Origin of the sequence: Corynebacterium cystitidis (assembly GCF_900187295.1) — a bacterium.
GTDB lineage: Bacteria > Actinomycetota > Actinomycetes > Mycobacteriales > Mycobacteriaceae > Corynebacterium > Corynebacterium cystitidis.
Genome location: NZ_LT906473.1, coordinates 284,649 through 297,581 on the forward strand (window position 1 = coordinate 284,649; position 12,933 = coordinate 297,581).

The 12,933-nt window shown below is 57.0% G+C and carries 11 protein-coding genes, 4 tRNA genes and 1 rRNA gene; 9 read left to right on the forward strand and 7 right to left on the reverse strand.

Translation table 11 applies throughout. The annotated features are described in order from the left end of the window. Nucleotides 1–7: 7 nt before the first annotated feature. From CKV99_RS01325 to CKV99_RS01340, 4 genes are all read right to left on the reverse strand, one after another. Entirely contained in the window at nucleotides 8–679 is a 672-nt protein-coding gene (locus CKV99_RS01325; protein WP_092260670.1) for a hypothetical protein, read from the reverse strand. Next, complete coding sequence (locus CKV99_RS01330; RefSeq protein ID WP_095114649.1) at nucleotides 672–1,253, reverse strand: hypothetical protein; 582 nt, start codon at nucleotides 1,251–1,253, stop codon at nucleotides 672–674. Before CKV99_RS01330 ends, CKV99_RS01325 begins: the two co-directional genes overlap by 8 nt. Beyond that, complete coding sequence (locus tag CKV99_RS01335) at nucleotides 1,243–1,746, reverse strand: hypothetical protein (RefSeq protein WP_143063479.1); 504 nt, start codon at nucleotides 1,744–1,746, stop codon at nucleotides 1,243–1,245. Before CKV99_RS01335 ends, CKV99_RS01330 begins: the two co-directional genes overlap by 11 nt. 347 nt (nucleotides 1,747–2,093) lie before the next feature. Continuing rightward, nucleotides 2,094–3,197: a protein rep gene (locus tag CKV99_RS01340; protein WP_143063480.1), complete on the reverse strand. Its 1,104-nt coding sequence runs from the start codon at nucleotides 3,195–3,197 to the stop codon at nucleotides 2,094–2,096. A gap of 625 nt (nucleotides 3,198–3,822) precedes the next feature. Between CKV99_RS01340 and CKV99_RS01345 the strand changes: the two genes are divergently transcribed. Continuing rightward, a complete protein-coding gene (locus tag CKV99_RS01345) occupies nucleotides 3,823–4,812 on the forward strand; it encodes a bile acid:sodium symporter family protein (RefSeq protein ID WP_092260678.1) in 990 nt (329 codons plus the stop codon). Between the two features lie 122 nt (nucleotides 4,813–4,934). Here the strand turns inward: CKV99_RS01345 and CKV99_RS01350 are convergent, their stop codons facing one another. Further along, complete coding sequence (locus tag CKV99_RS01350) at nucleotides 4,935–5,276, reverse strand: metal-sensitive transcriptional regulator (protein ID WP_092260698.1); 342 nt, start codon at nucleotides 5,274–5,276, stop codon at nucleotides 4,935–4,937. 189 nt (nucleotides 5,277–5,465) lie between these two features. Between CKV99_RS01350 and CKV99_RS01355 the strand changes: the two genes are divergently transcribed. The 5 genes from CKV99_RS01355 (at nucleotide 5,466) to CKV99_RS01375 (ending at nucleotide 6,498) form a co-directional block, all read left to right on the forward strand. Further along, nucleotides 5,466–5,538: transfer RNA gene (locus CKV99_RS01355), tRNA-Glu, on the forward strand. Nucleotides 5,539–5,571: 33 nt separating this feature from the next. Beyond that, a tRNA-Asp gene (locus CKV99_RS01360) sits at nucleotides 5,572–5,648 on the forward strand. Between the two features lie 223 nt (nucleotides 5,649–5,871). Then, nucleotides 5,872–5,945: transfer RNA gene (locus tag CKV99_RS01365), tRNA-Asp, on the forward strand. A gap of 29 nt (nucleotides 5,946–5,974) precedes the next feature. Continuing rightward, nucleotides 5,975–6,047 (forward strand) — tRNA-Phe (locus CKV99_RS01370). A gap of 139 nt (nucleotides 6,048–6,186) precedes the next feature. Further along, on the forward strand, nucleotides 6,187–6,498 hold the full coding sequence (locus tag CKV99_RS01375) for a GNAT family N-acetyltransferase (protein ID WP_092260680.1): 312 nt from the start codon (nucleotides 6,187–6,189) through the stop codon (nucleotides 6,496–6,498). Nucleotides 6,499–6,522: 24 nt separating this feature from the next. Here CKV99_RS01375 and epsC read toward each other — a convergent pair whose 3' ends face one another. Together epsC and cysK are read right to left on the reverse strand one after the other, a co-directional pair. Continuing rightward, nucleotides 6,523–7,092 carry a serine O-acetyltransferase EpsC gene (epsC, locus tag CKV99_RS01380; protein WP_092260682.1) on the reverse strand — a complete coding sequence of 190 codons (570 nt, stop codon included), beginning with the start codon at nucleotides 7,090–7,092 and terminating at the stop codon, nucleotides 6,523–6,525. Nucleotides 7,093–7,213: 121 nt separating this feature from the next. Continuing rightward, entirely contained in the window at nucleotides 7,214–8,149 is a 936-nt protein-coding gene (gene cysK, locus CKV99_RS01385; protein ID WP_092260684.1) for a cysteine synthase A, read from the reverse strand. Between the two features lie 406 nt (nucleotides 8,150–8,555). Between cysK and ramA the strand changes: the two genes are divergently transcribed. From ramA to CKV99_RS01400, 3 genes are all read left to right on the forward strand, one after another. Then, nucleotides 8,556–9,395 carry an acetate metabolism transcriptional regulator RamA gene (ramA, locus tag CKV99_RS01390; protein ID WP_092260686.1) on the forward strand — a complete coding sequence of 280 codons (840 nt, stop codon included), beginning with the start codon at nucleotides 8,556–8,558 and terminating at the stop codon, nucleotides 9,393–9,395. 24 nt (nucleotides 9,396–9,419) lie between these two features. Beyond that, nucleotides 9,420–10,676: a UDP-N-acetylglucosamine 1-carboxyvinyltransferase gene (murA, locus tag CKV99_RS01395; protein WP_092260688.1), complete on the forward strand. Its 1,257-nt coding sequence runs from the start codon at nucleotides 9,420–9,422 to the stop codon at nucleotides 10,674–10,676. A 721-nt stretch (nucleotides 10,677–11,397) separates the two neighbouring features. Then, a 16S ribosomal RNA gene (locus tag CKV99_RS01400) occupies nucleotides 11,398–12,919 on the forward strand. Nucleotides 12,920–12,933: the final 14 nt, after the last annotated feature.

A 12,933-nucleotide genomic window follows, 5' to 3' on the forward strand; every position in this document is an offset into this window, starting at 1 on the left:
GAAATGTCTAGGTCAGGAGCCCAATCGGCTGCAACGTCCTCCGCGAGCACATCACGCGACACCACCGACACAAGCACCCAGGCGCTACCACGCACCTGCTCAGCAGTGACCTCAAACGCGCCAAAGAGGTCGCGGATTTCCGGCGCGGCATCGATAATCGCCTGGCGGGAAACCCGATAGGGGAAGAAATCAGCAGGTTAACGCCATAATCAGTAAAAATAATCTCATCTAGCGTAGCCTCCGCCCCCTCGCGGCTCACCAGACCAAGCTGCGCAGCATAGCCGGCAGAATCGCCGACGCTGACCCAGGCCGAGCGAAGCCGCTGCGCAGCCCAGCGCCGGCGCACCGCGGCACGGCGCACCCACGCCACCACCAGCCCAAGGCCCCCCACCGCAGCCGTGGCCCACGCGAGCGCACCCGACGAAAAAAGCCCGACAAGCAGGAAAAACACCGAGAGGACGATCAGCGGCGCACCACGCGGGAGATCAACCAGCAAAGTCCGCGCCGACCGACGGCCCCGCAGCAGGAAAAACGCCGCACCGACCACAGCCAGGGCCACAAGGATGCGCAGCCAGCCCGGGCCCGCGACCAGGACCACGATCACGCCCAGGACCAGCCACAACGGCCACAGTGCCGTCACGAGATTCGCTAAAATCGTACCAAAAGCAGCGCTATGCATCGCCACCACCTCCCGACAGACACAGGCTCTCAGCAGGAGAGTGGGGCACCGCACGCGCCAAAATTTCTTCGAGATCACGCGCATAGGCGGCGTGAAGGGTCCCATCCAGGGCCACGTCGCCGGTCTCGTGGTGGATCGCAAACACAACGTCGCCGCACGCCGTACCATACGGATCCTGCCCATATCGCAGAGCACGAGGCAGCACCGGCGCCGATGCCAGCAGCGCGGCCTCAGCAGGCGAGATCGCGCCCGCCTCCACCGCAGGCACCCACACAGCCCCGGCAACCAGCGCTGCGTACGGCTGCGAGCTGGGCCACCCCGGCACGCACCAGCCCGCCGTCGAGACGAAGCTCACGCCCGCCTCTGACCAGCCCGAATCCGGCACGACAACCGGAAAAGACTCGCAGTCCTCACCGGGAGGGAGGTAGTCGCTCCCAACATGCTCGGGATGGGCGACCCACGAGGCCCCCACCGCCACAGGCCGCTCCGACGCCGCCTCAGACGAGCAGCCCACAAGCGTCAGACCCGTACCCACCAAGACGCAGGCAGCGCGCGATTTTTTCCTAGCTCGCATCGGTGATCGCCTCCACCAGCTCCGCCGCCCGACCTAGCGACCGTGCGCCAGTCACGCCCGTGATCGTCGATCGCAGCTCACCGGTCGCCTCCAGACGCTCACCCACCCGCCTGCGCACAGCGGTCACAGTCATCCGGAGCTCGCCGGTCAGCTCCAGGGCATCACCGGTGGAAGCGCCTTCCAGCACGGCGTCCGGGGCCTCCACCCGCGCCAGCTCGGCGACGCCCACCGCGCTGATGAAAAAACCCTCCAGGCGCGAAAGCGGCACGCCGGATTCGGTGTAAATGCGCTGGTCAGAGCCATATTCGGTCATCGGAAAAGGGCGGCCAGTGGGAAGCAGCAGGGCGCTGGAGCCCAAGGGGAGATTTTGAACAGCCATGGAAAAATCCTTTCGAACGGGTGTACGAAGCCACGGACTGTGACCCCGGCGATCGTCGCCCACGATGACCACGATCACGATGTCCAGCATGGCACCGCAGCGAAAATCACGCAAGGGAAAAAACCTCTGTGAACTGCACTGTGTATGACTGTATGACGCTTTGGCTGTATGACTCTATGGCTGTATGACTGTCATACACGCGCCTCAGTCGCGGACTGTCCGGACATGAACGGGAATCCGAAAATAGAACACATGAACGACTAGCCAACGTGCCATTTACGTTGCCCCTGCACAATGCCTCAAATGCCTCAAACGCCGTTTTCGCCTGCTTTACCCGGTAGGCGCAAGCAAAACTGTCCGCAGACGATGACATGGCAACGAGAATTTCACTTCTCGGCCGAAATGGATGCCCGACAACGCTTCATTTTGTCGCAAACTAGGGAGTATGATGTTTGTCACACCTACTGCTTTTGGTACCGCGCTCGGACGTGGACACGCACTCTCTCGCGCCACTCCGCCTCGGAAGTCTCGACGTAATCGAGGCCGAGGCCATTTAGCGCCAGCCGCAGGTGCTCGCTCTTTTCGCTGGTACGCGCCTCGCGGACCACAGCTCGGAGCTCCTCGACGTGGTCACGAATTTCAGACCAGCGCACGACCAGCACTTCGTTATCTACCGTGTGCTCTTCGCGTCTTGCGATCTCCTCATCGGTCAGCTCCGCTGTTAATCCCGCTAGCTTTCGTAGGTCACGCGACCAGGTTAGCCATCTACGGCCATCGCACGCATCTTCAATCGCGCGCCAACGCGCGTATAATCGCGGTGCTTGCCTAGAAAATTCTGTGTCTTCCAGCTCGCCGATCTCGCGGAGAAGTCCCTCAGGCGACACTCGCAAACGCGCCACCTTTACATCGGATCGAGTCAGCTCTAGGCCCAGCTTTTCCGCGTCCCGCTTTTCCCCCTTGACGAGGTAGGCTGCAGCGGCTCGAATATCGCGGCTGCTACCCGTCCGCAGAATCTTGAAGTCGAACCCTGCAGGTGATGCTTCCAAGTCTTCTTTCATGCAGCCTGCCGACCAGCCCTCCCACGTCAGCCCTCGCACCTCATCCGCATCGACGTCCTCATCTAGGACAAGCAGGACGTGAAAATGCCCATGGACTCCGCTCAACCTACTTGCTCCAATGGCATCCGCTGTCAACTCAAACGCTCGCGCGTAGCCGATGCGGGAGCCCTTTAAGGCTTTTCCTCGGCGTCCTGCGTTCATGCGTCGCCACGCACCAGAAAGACGCGTAAACAGCTCCTTAATGGATTGCTGTTCCAGTGCTTTTTGCTGATCGAATCCAGCAGATGCTAGAACCGAAGTGGTAACGTGCGCTGCCGTCAAGGTGACAAGCGCGAGCTGATGTCCTTGATCCTGTGCCCACTCTGCAACCTGTTCAATTTCACCAGTGCGGTACGACGCGACCTTCCCCCAGCAATCAGGGCACCATCGTGAGCCACATCGCGCCAGACCCGCCACCTGCATACCCCCGGCTGCGGTTATTCCTAGCGCAACCTGTCCATTGACCACGGGCTGTGTTCCGCACTGCTTAACTCGCTCCTTTTTCCCCACTCTGTCATAGCCGCGTTTCTGGTCTTCATTCAGCGCAATGAGCTGCTCATGAGACAGTCCTAGCGAATTTGCTCGCCGACCTGGGGCGGAAGCATTACTGGTATCTCTCTGAACGGCGGCGCCCTGGCGGGCGCCTTGCCGGCCTTTGGGGGCCCTGCGCGCGGCTGGCGCCGTGCTCGGACCCCCGCCGGCCGGCCTGCACTCACCAGCGCTCCCACTAAAAGCGAGCGCGATCTGGCCTACTGTTGCTGCTCTTGGATAAGCTGACATCGGGAATGCCCTCCCGGATAGCCGTCACACCGCGAGGCGTGGCGGCTTCCTATTTTCGGGAGACATACCCTGCATGGACTGGCGGTGGACTGGCACGGTCTATACCGGTCGCGATTATCGCGATCTGTTATCCCGTGTTTCCCGTGGTTACCGAACCTCCGCGACTTGATTACGGACTTTTAATCCGCAGGTCGCGGGTTCGATCCCCGCAGGGCCCACGTTTCCCTTAAGGGTTGAAGCCGACAGTGCATTCGCATTGTCGGCTTCATTACTATGTACCTTGAAAAGTTTTCTCTTAAGAAGGCTGAGTTATATGTCAATCTCTGTGGATCAAGCCCAGGCGCGCGAAGATCGGTCAGCAGCAATCGCGGTGACCGGTTTTCCGCTGTTCATCTTGGCGGGTGCCATCCTCGCATATTTCGTTCCGGCACCATTTCTGCCGCTGGCGGACTACATCACCTATTTCTTGATGATAATTATGTTCGCGATGGGGCTAACGCTGACCATTCCAGACTTTAAAGAAATTGCGCGTCGCCCCTGGCCCGTGTTGATCGGCGTGGTTGCACAATTTATCATCATGCCGCTCACCGCCGTCGCGGTGGCGAGGCTGCTCGGGCTGAATGAAATGCTCACGCTCGGTTTGCTCATGTTGGGCTCGGTGCCGGGTGGTACGTCGTCGAATGTGATCGCCTACCTTGCGAAGGGAGATGTAGCATTGTCAGTGGCAATGACGTCTGTCTCGACTCTGGTATCGCCAATAATGACTCCGCTGATCATGCTGTGGTTAGCAGGTCAGCAGACCGAGGTGGACGCGATGGGGATGGCGTGGTCGCTGGCGCAGACCGTGCTGCTGCCGGTGATCGGTGGATTGATTATTCGCTATTTCTTCGACAGTTTCGTCGAAAAGATCACACCGGCGCTGCCGTGGGTCTCCATTGTTGGGATTGGTGGGGTGGTCTTTCCGACGGTTGCCGCAAACGTGGAGCGTCTCGCCCAAGTTGGCCTCATCGTATTTGTTGCGGTGCTGTTGCATAACGTGTTCGGGTACGTGTTGGGTTGGGTGACGGGCAAGGTAGGGCGTTTCCGGGACCCCCAGGTGCGAACCTTGTCCACTGAGATTGGCACCCAGTCGGCCGGGCTGGCCTCGGGTATGTCTGCGAAATTCTTTTCTCCGGAGGCAGCGTTGCCGGGCGCGGTGGCTGCCGTGCTGCACAACATTACTGGTGCGATTTTCGCCGCCATTATGAGGCGAATTCCCCTCGCAGAGGAGGTTTGCGCAGGTGAACAAGGGAACACCAAATAATAGACAAGTGCAAAAAGCTGAAATGTCAATAGGCTGAACGCCAGAAGGAACTCCGTGAAGCCACCAAGCGTGGCAAGGCAATGGCGTAAGAAAGTTGCATCAACCGAAAGGCAGCATAAATCTTAAGACTTCACCATTCGCCTCACGGCGGCCATGGCCTCGGTGATTTTGTCGTCGGCAAGCTCACCCCCATCGGCTATCGCCCCAGCAACGCAGTGGTGCAAGTGATCTTCAAGTAAGGCCAGGCCCACATTCTCCAGCGCCGAGTTAATGGCAGACATCTGAGTCAAGATGTCAATGCAGTACTGATCCTCACCGATCATCCGCTGGATGCCCCGGACCTGGCCTTCGATGCGCTTGAGGCGTGCTAGGTACCGGTCTCGGTCCGCGCTATAGCCGTGCTGGCCGCCGCAGCAGGTGTCTCCGCCGTGGTCCTGCCCGTGTTCGGGTGCGTGGGGAGTCATGGGATCATCGGGGCTCTCTTTCGGAGAGATCGTGTCAGCCATGACTGTCATTCTATAGGGTGAGGGGGTATGACGAAGGCGCTTTACAATCCTGTGAACACGGCTGTTTAGCTGCCGTTTTGCAAAAGCGGGCGAGTATCGGATACCTTTAATCAAGTCGCGTTAAGCAACGCTGAGCGCACTGTTCTAGCTCCCATCGTCTAGAGGCCTAGGACTCCGCCCTTTCACGGCGGCAACACGGGTTCGAATCCCGTTGGGAGTACGAAGAGCCCTCGGTTCTTCCATAAATAAATAAGGCCCTGTGGCGCAGTTGGTTAGCGCGCCGCCCTGTCACGGCGGAGGTCGCGGGTTCAAGTCCCGTCAGGGTCGCCATTGCTTCCAAGGCTCAGTTCATTCGAACTGGGCCTTTTGCTTATCGACGATCGTTTGAAGCTCTAGCGCGTGACTCTAGTGCGCAGTTCTATTGCGCAGTTCTAGAAAGCCTAAAGTAGCGTGTTAACTGGTGATTTGTCCCATGGCTCAGACAATGTGTAAGGTATTAACTCGTGCGCACGTCAGGCTGAAGCTTCGTCGTAAAGCGTATGAAACTAGATAAGGCCCTGTGGCGCAGTTGGTTAGCGCGCCGCCCTGTCACGGCGGAGGTCGCGGGTTCAAGTCCCGTCAGGGTCGCTGAAACATACGTGTAATGCGTGGTTTCTGGCCAGATAGCTCAGTCGGTAGAGCACACGCCTGAAAAGTGTGGGGTCGCCGGTTCGATCCCGGCTCTGGCCACAAAAAGATAGGCCCCCCTTACCCCCGGTAAGGGGGGCCTGCGTATGTTGATGCGCCGCGAGCGGAATACTGTTGGTACACCGCAGAGCAATCTGCGTGCGTTCTGTTAGCCGTGAGGGGCATCGACAAGGAGGCCATCATGTCCGTTCAACCAGAGATTGTTCATCAGCCCGGAAAGAACCGGTATGTGCTCAACGTACACGGGCGCGAGGCCGGGTACGCAACGTACAGTGACGTTGCCGCCGCTGGCCAGCAGGTGCGCGACTTCGATTATGTTGTTGTCGACGATGCGTACCGTGGTCACCGACTATCTATTCCGCTAATTCAGGAGGCGCTCGATGATACTAGGGCGGAAGGGCTGAAAATTCGCACCACATGCAGTGCAGTAGAGCGTTTTCTCGCAAAAAACGAGGCCTATCAAGACCTCGTTGTAAATGATCTAAATGACTAGTGCTGCCATGACCGCAGGGCCAATCTAGATGATGTAGTTGCCTGGATCGACCAATGGTTCGTTTTCATCCTTCTTCCGCGGCCGATTCTTCGCCGGGATGCCAATCGCAATGTGGTGCGGAGGAACATCCTTTGTCACTACAGCGTTCGCTCCCACGGCAGAGCCTTCACCGATCACGATTGGGCCTAAAATCTTCGCACCAGCGCCCACCGTCACTCCATCCTCCAGGGTGGGATGCCGCTTCGTTTGAGTAAGCACCTGGCCACCTAAGGTGACCCCGTGGTACAGCATGACATCGTCGCCGATCTCGGCTGTTTCCCCAATCACTATGCCCATGCCATGGTCGATGAAGAAGCGCCGACCGATAGTGGCGCCGGGATGAATCTCAATTCCTGTGAGCCACCGATTAATCTGCGCCAGGATGCGCGCGAGACTCTTAAAATTTCGGGTCCACAGGCCGTGGCAGGCGCGGTGCAACCAGATCGCGTGGAGCCCAGAGTACACAATGGCGTTCTCCACGTCGCCACGTGCAGCAGGGTCGTGCAGCTTCGCGTTGGCGAGGTCCTCGCGGATCATTTTCAGCACCTTAATCATGAGGTCACAGTGTAGCAGCGACAAACATTTTAACCTTCAACAGTTAGGGTTTTTATTCGCGCTTAACGACGAGGGCCCCGGCAGCGAAGTGCCGGGGCCCTGATCGTCGTAAAGCGAAAAACTAGTCGCGGATGTCCTCGTAGAGGATCGTGGAGACGTAACGCTCGCCGAAATCAGGGATGATGACCACGATGGTCTTGTCCTTATTTTCCTCGCGAGAAGCAACCTCCAGTGCAGCCTTGACGTTGGCGCCTGCGGAAATGCCGCCGAGGACAGCATCCTTGACCGCCAGCTCGCGGGACGTCGCTACTGCATCTTCGTTGGAGACGGTGAGGATCTCGTCTACAACGGTGCGATCATAAGTGCCCGGAATGAAGTTAGCGCCGAGGCCCTGGATCTTGTGTGGGCCAGCCTTGCCCTCTGACAACAGAGGGGAAGCTGCGGGCTCGACAGCGACAGTCTTAACCTCCGCGTTCTGCTCCTTGAGGTACTTGCCGGCACCGGAGATGGTGCCACCGGTGCCCACGCCAGCTACGAGAATATCAACCTTGCCGTCAGTGTCATTCCAGATCTCAGGGCCGGTGGTTTCGTAATGGATCTTCGGGTTCGCCTCGTTCTCAAACTGAGACGCAAGTATTGCGTTTTCGGTGGATTCGACGATCTCATTGGCCTTGTCCACGGCGCCCTGCATGCCAGCGGAACCTGGGGTGAGAACAATCTCTGCGCCGAATGCGCGCAGAACAACTCGACGCTCATTAGACATGGTCTCAGGCATGGTCAGGATAACCTTGTAACCACGAGCGGCACCTGCGAGCGCCAGAGCGATACCGGTATTGCCGGACGTACCCTCGACGATGGTTCCGCCTGGCTTCAACTGGCCGGAAGCCTCGGCCGCGTCGATAATCGCCTTACCGATGCGGTCTTTTACCGAGTTGGCGGGGTTGAAGAACTCCAACTTGCCCAGCACGCGTGCACCGGTGCCTTCAGAGATCCCCTTCAGCTCTACCAGTGGGGTGTTGCCGATGGTCTCTAGAACGTTGTTGTACACCTTTGCCATAAATGTATGTCTCCTTTTTGCTCAGCAAGTTTTATCAAATGGCTTTTGCGTCTCCGTACGCATACCTTCCACGGTTTGCGCTAGTGCAGCCGTCGGCTGCGGGACGTCTGGGGATCACTGTACACGCCCGATCTAGACAAAGTGGTATATTATATGCAGACCAAAGTGTTTGAGCAGGTGATCGCCGATTTCTGTTTGGGGGTGAGTGGGGGTGGGCAGGTTGGGGTGGTCCATTTCTACCCTTTGTTAGGGTGCCGGATATCATGCCGCGCGCAAAGAAGCTATTAAAGCTAGTTTCTTCCTCCCCCCAATTCAGGGTATGATGCTTGGATAGCAGACATCGAACCGTGCGTGGCTGCCCCCAGGGCGGGACACACGGACGGGGTAGTACTCGACAGGAGATTTGATGGATTCCCAACGGATCAAAGACGACGATGACGCCATCCGAGCAGCTCTAACGTCCTTGAAAACCGCGACTGGCATCCCGGTGACCATGTACGGCACACTACTGGCCGATAATCGTCTGCAGATCACACAGTGGATTGGGTTGCGTACCCCTGCGCTTCAGAACCTCATTATTGATCAAGGTGTTGGCGTTGGAGGCCGCGTCGTCGCCATGCGTAGGGCGGTGGGTGTGTCTGATTACACGCGCGCCAACGTCATTTCCCATGAACATGATCGCGCTATTCAAGATGAAGGATTGCACTCGATCGTTGCGGTTCCAGTAATAGTACAGCGCGAAATTCGCGGTGTTCTTTACGTTGGTGTTCATTCGCCGGTGCGTTTGGGTGACAAGGTCATCGAGGAAGTGACGATGACTGCGCGCACACTCGAGCAAGATCTTGAAGTTAATTCTGCGTTGCGTCGTGCCGAAGGCGGGAAAGCCGGGGCTAAGACTGGGCGAGTGATGAATGGTGCAGAGTGGGAGCAGGTCCGCTCCACTCACTCGAAACTTCGCATGCTTGCCAATCGCGTCGAGGATGAGTCTCTCCGCAAGGAGCTGGAGCAGTTGTGTGATCAGATGGTCTCGCCAGTGCGCGTCAAACAGACCACCAAGCTGTCCGCTCGCGAACTGGACGTTCTTTCGTGTGTCGCCTTGGGCCATACCAACGTCGAGGCTGCCGAAGAAATGGGTATTGGCGCAGAAACAGTAAAGTCCTATCTTCGTAGCGTGATGCGAAAGCTCGGCGCACATACCCGTTATGAAGCTGTTAATGCTGCTCGACGCATTGGTGCCCTACCTTAAGGATCCTTGGGTAGTCTAGGGGATGTGAAAGATCGTTTTCTTGTGACAGGTGGGGCCCGACTGCAGGGTTCTGTAACCGTCGATGGCGCTAAAAACAGTGTGTTAAAGCTGATGGCGGCAGCTCTCCTTGCCGAGGGCACGACCACTTTAACCAACTGCCCTGAAATTCTTGATGTCCCACTGATGAAGGACGTCCTCGAGGGGCTGGGGTGTTCGGTCACGATCGACGGAACGACGGTGAGCATAGTCACCCCCGCAGAACTTTCCTCTCGTGCGGATTTTGACGCTGTGCGACAATTCCGCGCTTCAGTATGCGTCCTTGGCCCGCTCACTGCGCGTTGCGGTGAGGCGATTGTGGCGCTTCCTGGTGGAGACGCTATCGGATCACGACCACTTGATATGCATCAGTCCGGGCTTGAGAAGTTGGGTGCAACTACCCATATTGAACATGGGGCTGTTGTCGCGCGGGCGTCTTCACTGGAAGGTGCAGAAATCACCTTGGATTTCCCTTCGGTGGGCGCAACCGAGAATATCCTTACGGCTGCGGTCCTGGCGAACGGAACCACGGTGTTAGATAACGCTGCCCGTGAGCCGGAAATTGTTGATCTTTGTGAGATGCTCAACTCTATGGGGGCTCGGATCACTGGTGGTGGTACCTCGACGCTGACTATTGAGGGTGTGGACAAGCTTGGGCCAACGACGCACAGTGTGGTCGGTGACCGAATCGTGGCTGGTACATGGGCTTACGCCGCAGCGATGACCCAAGGTGATATTACTGTTGGCGGTATCGCTCCGGGACATCTGCACCTTGCTTTGGAGAAATTGAAGACGGCGGGTGCCGATGTGGAAACCTACGACAACGGTTTCCGAGTCAGCATGAATCACCGTCCGAAAGCGGTCGACTACCAGACATTGCCGTTCCCCGGTTTCCCGACAGATCTTCAACCCATGGCAATCGGTATCGCGTCTATTGCCGATGGTGTCTCAGTGATTACTGAGAATGTTTTCGAGTCACGTTTCCGCTTCGTTGACGAGATGTTGCGACTCGGTGCTGATGCTTCAGTCGATGGGCATCACGTAGTACTACGTGGCAACGACACCCTCTCCTCCACCGACGTGTGGGCTTCTGACATCCGTGCCGGCGCCGGTTTGGTGCTAGCCGGTTTGGTCGCCGATGGTGTTACGCGGGTTCATGATCTGTACCACATTGACCGTGGCTATCCGCGTTTCGTGGAGCGATTAAACGCACTAGGCGCACAGGTCGAGCGCGAAACGGTTTAACACGCTTGACGACGATCGGTTGTGAGATTGTTGGTTGTGGTTTTGTGGTGTGGCCTGGTGGTTTGGTGTTTGTGGTGGGGTGTGTGTAGGTTTGTTGGTGTCAGCGTGACCGACAGCGCCCTGCTTCGTGTGAAGTGTGTTGGTGGTGAGGGAAATTATCGTTGATGTTAATTTTTTGTTTCATGTTGTGTGGCTGATTTGACTTGTGTTGGGTTGGTTACTAGTGTGGGACGGGCTGCCTGATGCTGGGTTAACGTGTGGTTAACGTGGTTGTTGGGTGTGCGTGTGTTGTGTGAGAACTCGATAGTGTGCCAATGTACTTTTTGTTTGTGTGTTGGTGTGTGCCTTGTGGTGCTTGCGTGGTTTGTTGTTTGTTGTGGCGTGTGGGTTTGTTCTTGTGTGTCGTGATGAGCGTAGCGAATTGCGTGGGTGTGTGCCGGTCGCCATGGATTGTCCGTAGGTTTGTGGTGGTTTGTTTTTTCGGTGCAGGAAGCAAGTGTGCATGTTGATGTGCATTCGATTGGTAGATGAACCGTTTTGTGGTTTGTTTATTTTTTGTGCTGACCCCCTTTTTTGTGCCCTTTGTTGGGTTGGGGGTTGGTGTGTTTTTTGTAATTCTTTTTTTGTGGACAACGAGTGGTTTTTTGCTGGTTGTTTGTTTTTGGTTGGGTTTGGGCTTTTCACGGCCTGAATGATTTCGATGATTTCTTTTGGAATTGTTTTTGTGGAGAGTTTGATCCTGGCTCAGGATGAACGCTGGCGGCGTGCTTAACACATGCAAGTCGAACGGAAAGGCTCTAGCTTGCTAGGGTGCTCGAGTGGCGAACGGGTGAGTAACACGTGGGTGATCTGCCCTGTACTTCGGGATAAGCTTGGGAAACTGGGTCTAATACCGGATATTCACGTATCTTTTGTGGGTGTGTGGAAAGGTTTTGTGCTGGTATGGGATGAGCTTGCGGCCTATTAGTTTGTTGGTGGGGTAATGGCCTACCAAGGCGGTGATGGGTAGCCGGCCTGAGAGGGTGTACGGCCACATTGGGACTGAGATACGGCCCAGACTCCTACGGGAGGCAGCAGTGGGGAATTTTGCACAATGGGCGGAAGCCTGATGCAGCGACGCCGCGTGGGGGATGAAGGCCTTCGGGTTGTAAACTCCTTTCGCTAGGGACGAAGCTTGTGTGACGGTACCTAGAGAAGAAGCACCGGCTAACTACGTGCCAGCAGCCGCGGTAATACGTAGGGTGCGAGCGTTGTCCGGAATTACTGGGCGTAAAGGGCTCGTAGGTGGTTTGTCGCGTCGTCTGTGGAAGTCCGGGGCTTAACTTCGGGAGTGCAGGCGATACGGGCATAACTTGAGTGCTGTAGGGGTAACTGGAATTCCTGGTGTAGCGGTGAAATGCGCAGATATCAGGAGGAACACCGATGGCGAAGGCAGGTTACTGGGCAGTGACTGACGCTGAGGAGCGAAAGCATGGGTAGCGAACAGGATTAGATACCCTGGTAGTCCATGCTGTAAACGGTGGGCGCTAGGTGTGAGATCCTTCCACGGGTTTTGTGCCGTAGCTAACGCATTAAGCGCCCCGCCTGGGGAGTACGGCCGCAAGGCTAAAACTCAAAGGAATTGACGGGGGCCCGCACAAGCGGCGGAGCATGTGGATTAATTCGATGCAACGCGAAGAACCTTACCTGGGCTTGACATACACTGGATTGCCATGGAGACATGGTTTCCCTTTTGTGGCTGGTGTACAGGTGGTGCATGGTTGTCGTCAGCTCGTGTCGTGAGATGTTGGGTTAAGTCCCGCAACGAGCGCAACCCTTGTCTTATGTTGCCAGCATTTGGTTGGGGACTCATGAGAGACTGCCGGGGTTAACTCGGAGGAAGGTGGGGATGACGTCAAATCATCATGCCCCTTATGTCCAGGGCTTCACACATGCTACAATGGTCGGTACAGCGCGTGGCGATATCGTGAGGTGGAGCTAATCGTGTAAAGCCGGTCGTAGTTCGGATTGGGGTCTGCAACTCGACCCCATGAAGTCGGAGTCGCTAGTAATCGCAGATCAGCATTGCTGCGGTGAATACGTTCCCGGGCCTTGTACACACCGCCCGTCACGTCATGAAAGTTGGTAACACCCGAAGCCAGTGGCCTATCTTTGTGAGGGAGCTGTCGAAGGTGGGATCGGCGATTGGGACGAAGTCGTAACAAGGTAGCCGTACCGGAAGGTGCGGCTGGATCACCTCCTTTCTATGGAGTTTTGT

Bases quoted from the DNA above. Each gene is read 5' to 3' on its own strand.
- CKV99_RS01325 (WP_092260670.1), bottom strand. From the start codon at position 679: ATGCATAGCGCTGCTTTTGGTACGATTTTAGCGAATCTCGTGACGGCA.
- CKV99_RS01330 (WP_095114649.1), bottom strand. From the start codon at position 1,253: ATGCGAGCTAGGAAAAAATCGCGCGCTGCCTGCGTCTTGGTGGGTACG.
- CKV99_RS01345 (WP_092260678.1), top strand. From the start codon at position 3,823: ATGTCAATCTCTGTGGATCAAGCCCAGGCGCGCGAAGATCGGTCAGCA.
- CKV99_RS01350 (WP_092260698.1), bottom strand. From the start codon at position 5,276: ATGACTCCCCACGCACCCGAACACGGGCAGGACCACGGCGGAGACACC.
- CKV99_RS01375 (WP_092260680.1), top strand. From the start codon at position 6,187: ATGTCCGTTCAACCAGAGATTGTTCATCAGCCCGGAAAGAACCGGTAT.
- epsC (WP_092260682.1), bottom strand. From the start codon at position 7,092: ATGATTAAGGTGCTGAAAATGATCCGCGAGGACCTCGCCAACGCGAAG.
- cysK (WP_092260684.1), bottom strand. From the start codon at position 8,149: ATGGCAAAGGTGTACAACAACGTTCTAGAGACCATCGGCAACACCCCA.
- ramA (WP_092260686.1), top strand. From the start codon at position 8,556: ATGGATTCCCAACGGATCAAAGACGACGATGACGCCATCCGAGCAGCT.